The sequence below is a fragment of the Corallococcus sp. 4LFB genome (genome assembly GCF_046520365.1).
GTDB classification, from domain to species: Bacteria; Myxococcota; Myxococcia; order Myxococcales; family Myxococcaceae; genus Corallococcus; species Corallococcus caeni.
This window is the reverse complement of the sequence record NZ_JBKGHJ010000782.1, coordinates 1-2,622: the sequence shown is the minus strand read 5'-3', so window position 1 is coordinate 2,622 and position 2,622 is coordinate 1. Positions and strand designations below refer to the sequence as shown.

Here is a 2,622-nt window from a genome sequence, read left to right as displayed (position 1 = left end):
GCGCCTCCAGCGCGCCACCACCGCCACCAGCCGGGGCGCCAGCGAGGACGCGGGCCTCCAGCGGCCGGACTCCCGGGTGAAGGGAACCACCTCCACGCCCGCGGTGCTGACCGTGGTGGCGCCCAGCACGCCCTCGAAGTCCAGCGTGGCGAAGGCCTCCGCGCGCTGGCCATCCGGCGCCACGGACACCGTGATGCGCGCGTACTGGAGCTTGCGTGACACGAGCGGCACGCTCGCGCCCGGCACGGGGAGCGACACGCCGTCGTGCTCGGCTTCCTTGAGCGCGGTGATGACCTCCGCCTCCGGCCCGGCCGCGGCGCCCAGCAGGCGCGGGCCCAGGAACAGGAGGACGCCGGCGACCGCGAGCACGGCGATGCCGATGCCCCCCAGCCGCCCCCAGTCCTCCAGCCGTCTCACGACCCCAGCATCTTCTGGGCGCGCTGGGCGGCGGGCGTGCCCGGCAGGCGCTTGAGGACCTCACGCAGCGTGTTCTGCGCGCGCTCCGCGTCGTTGAGCTTCACGTAGGCGTCGTGCAGGTTGAAGAGGGCCTCCTCTTCCAGCGGCGTGCCCGGATAGTCCTTGAGCAGCCCCTCCAGGCGCTGGACCACGGCCTTCCAGCGCTCGCGCTTCGCGTAGAAGGACGCGACGTACAGCTCGTGGCGCGCCAGGCGCTGACGGGCGTCGTCCGCGTGCACCTTGGCGTCCTTCGCGTACTGCGAATCCGGGTACTGGCGCAGGAAGCCGTTCATGGCCCTCAGCGCGTCGTACATGGGCTTCTGCTCCTTCTCGTAGGAAGGCGGCAGGGCGAAGAACTCCGAGGGGAACTCCTCCACGTAGGAGAGCGCCGCGCGGTAGGCGGCGTAGTCCACCTTGGGGTGGGTGGGGTGCAGCTTGATGAAGGAGTCGAACTTGTCGCGCGCCTCCGGATACATCTCCCGGGCGAAGTCCAGGTCCGCCAGCTTCAGCTCCGCCTCGCGGGCCGCCTCCAGGTAGGGGAACTTGGTGCGGACGTGCTCGAAGTACTTCTCCGCCTTGAGGAAGTCCTTGTCCTCCAGCGCGGCCTCGCCCAGCGCCAGGTTCTCCGCCGCCTGGGTCGCGTAGTCGGGCTCGCCCGCGGGCCCCGCGGAGAGGGCGGCACAGGAGGACATCAGCAGGGCGGTCAGGACGAGGACGGCGGAGCGCATCACACCCCCAAACTATTCGTCCTGCCCGGAGGGGTCCAGCGAAGGTTCTCCCACCAGCCGGGTCACGATGTCCGGCGCGAAACCCCGGCTGAGCAACAGCCGCCCCGCGCGGGCCTGCTCCTTCGCGTCCAGCGGGCGGCCCGCCAGGCGCCGCTTCTCCAGCACCTGCCGGGCGGCCTCCAGCGCGTCGAAGCCCACCGCGTCCTTCGCCTCCGACAGCGCCCGCCGGGCCTCCGTGCCCTCCAGCCCGTGGGCCTGCAGCCGCTGGAGCACGGCCCGGGGCCCCAGCCTCCCCCTGCCCAGCAGGGCCGCGGCGCGTTCGCGCGCGAACCTCGCGTCGTCCAGGTAGCCCCACTCCGAGAGGCGGGCGAGCACGGCGTCGCGGACGGAAGGCGGGAAGCCCTTGCGCTCCAGGGCGAGCGACAGCTCATGCCGGCTCCTGCCGCGGGCCTTGAGCAGGCGCAGGCAGGCATCGGTGGCGCGCTGGACAGCCTCCGGACCCTCGGGCTCGTCAACCATCGCGGAGTCCCTACCATGTGGTAACAGGCCGAAGCCATGCACCCCATCCTCGCCCGCTTCCTCACCGCCGACGCCGCCCGGGAGACGCTCCGCAAGGAGCAGGCGGGTGAACCGCTGACCCCGGAGGAGCAGCACTTCGTGGCCGCCGCGGACGCCAACCCCAAGCAGAAGGGCATGCTGCTGGGCGTGAGCGGCCGCGCGCTGTCCTCCGACGCCCAGGCCGCGCTGGTGCTGCTGGCCGCGCACGCCGCCGCCCGCGCGCTCCGGGAGGACGAGTCCCTCTCCGCCGCGACGCAGAAGGCGCGCGAGGCGCTGAAGGAGGAGGGCGCGAGCGACGAGGAGTCCGACGCCTTCCTCGCGTCCATCCTGCTGGAGGAGGCCTTCGGCTACGAGCAGGACGTGGACAGCTTCGACGCGGACTACGTGAAGGAGTCCCTGGGGGAGGTGCCCGCCCTGGCCGCGCTGTCCAAGGAGTCCGTGGACGCGCTGTTCCTCGCGTTCGCCAAGGCCGCGCCCAACGACGCGGACCGCAAGGCGCGCGAGCACATGGCGCGGGCGCTGTTCGACATCGCGTGGTCGGAGGGGCCCACCTCCATCAACCCGGAGCACCTGGAGACGCTGCTCGACAACGAGGTCGTCCAGGAGTCCGACGAGGCGCAGGACGCGCGCGTGCGCGCCACCGTGTCCCTCTTGCAGACGCTGGCGCACCAGGGGCTCATCGGCCCGATGCGCCTCACCCGGCTGCGCGCGCAGCTGGGGGACGACGACGCCTGAGCGCCGCCCTCCCCCGCCGCGTTCCTAGAAGCGTTCGATCTGGAAGTCGTCGTCGCCCCCGGCCGCCGGAGCGGGCGCGGCCACCGGGGCGGGCGTGGGCGGAGGGCCGCCACCTGCGGAGGCAGGGGCCGGCCCTGGACGACGC

At 73.0% G+C, this 2,622-nt stretch carries 3 protein-coding genes and 1 pseudogene; 1 reads left to right on the top strand and 3 read right to left on the bottom strand.

Annotated elements, in window-relative coordinates; genetic code table 11:
- From ACLEQD_RS41060 to ACLEQD_RS41050, 3 genes and pseudogenes are all read right to left on the bottom strand, one after another.
- Positions 1–417, bottom strand: a pseudogene (locus ACLEQD_RS41060) (hypothetical protein); the annotation flags it as partial.
- Positions 414–1,184 carry an outer membrane protein assembly factor BamD gene (locus tag ACLEQD_RS41055; protein WP_410391360.1) on the bottom strand — a complete coding sequence of 257 codons (771 nt, stop codon included), beginning with the start codon at positions 1,182–1,184 and terminating at the stop codon, positions 414–416. The pseudogene ACLEQD_RS41060 and the gene ACLEQD_RS41055, both read right to left, overlap by 4 nt.
- Before the next feature lie 12 nt (positions 1,185–1,196).
- Complete coding sequence (locus ACLEQD_RS41050) at positions 1,197–1,703, bottom strand: regulatory protein RecX (RefSeq protein WP_410391359.1); 507 nt, start codon at positions 1,701–1,703, stop codon at positions 1,197–1,199.
- A 36-nt stretch (positions 1,704–1,739) separates the two neighbouring features.
- Between ACLEQD_RS41050 and ACLEQD_RS41045 the strand changes: the two genes are divergently transcribed.
- The gene (locus tag ACLEQD_RS41045) at positions 1,740–2,477 is read left to right on the top strand and encodes a hypothetical protein (RefSeq protein ID WP_410391358.1); all 738 of its coding nucleotides are present in this window, start codon (positions 1,740–1,742) and stop codon (positions 2,475–2,477) included.
- Positions 2,478–2,622 lie beyond the last annotated feature (145 nt).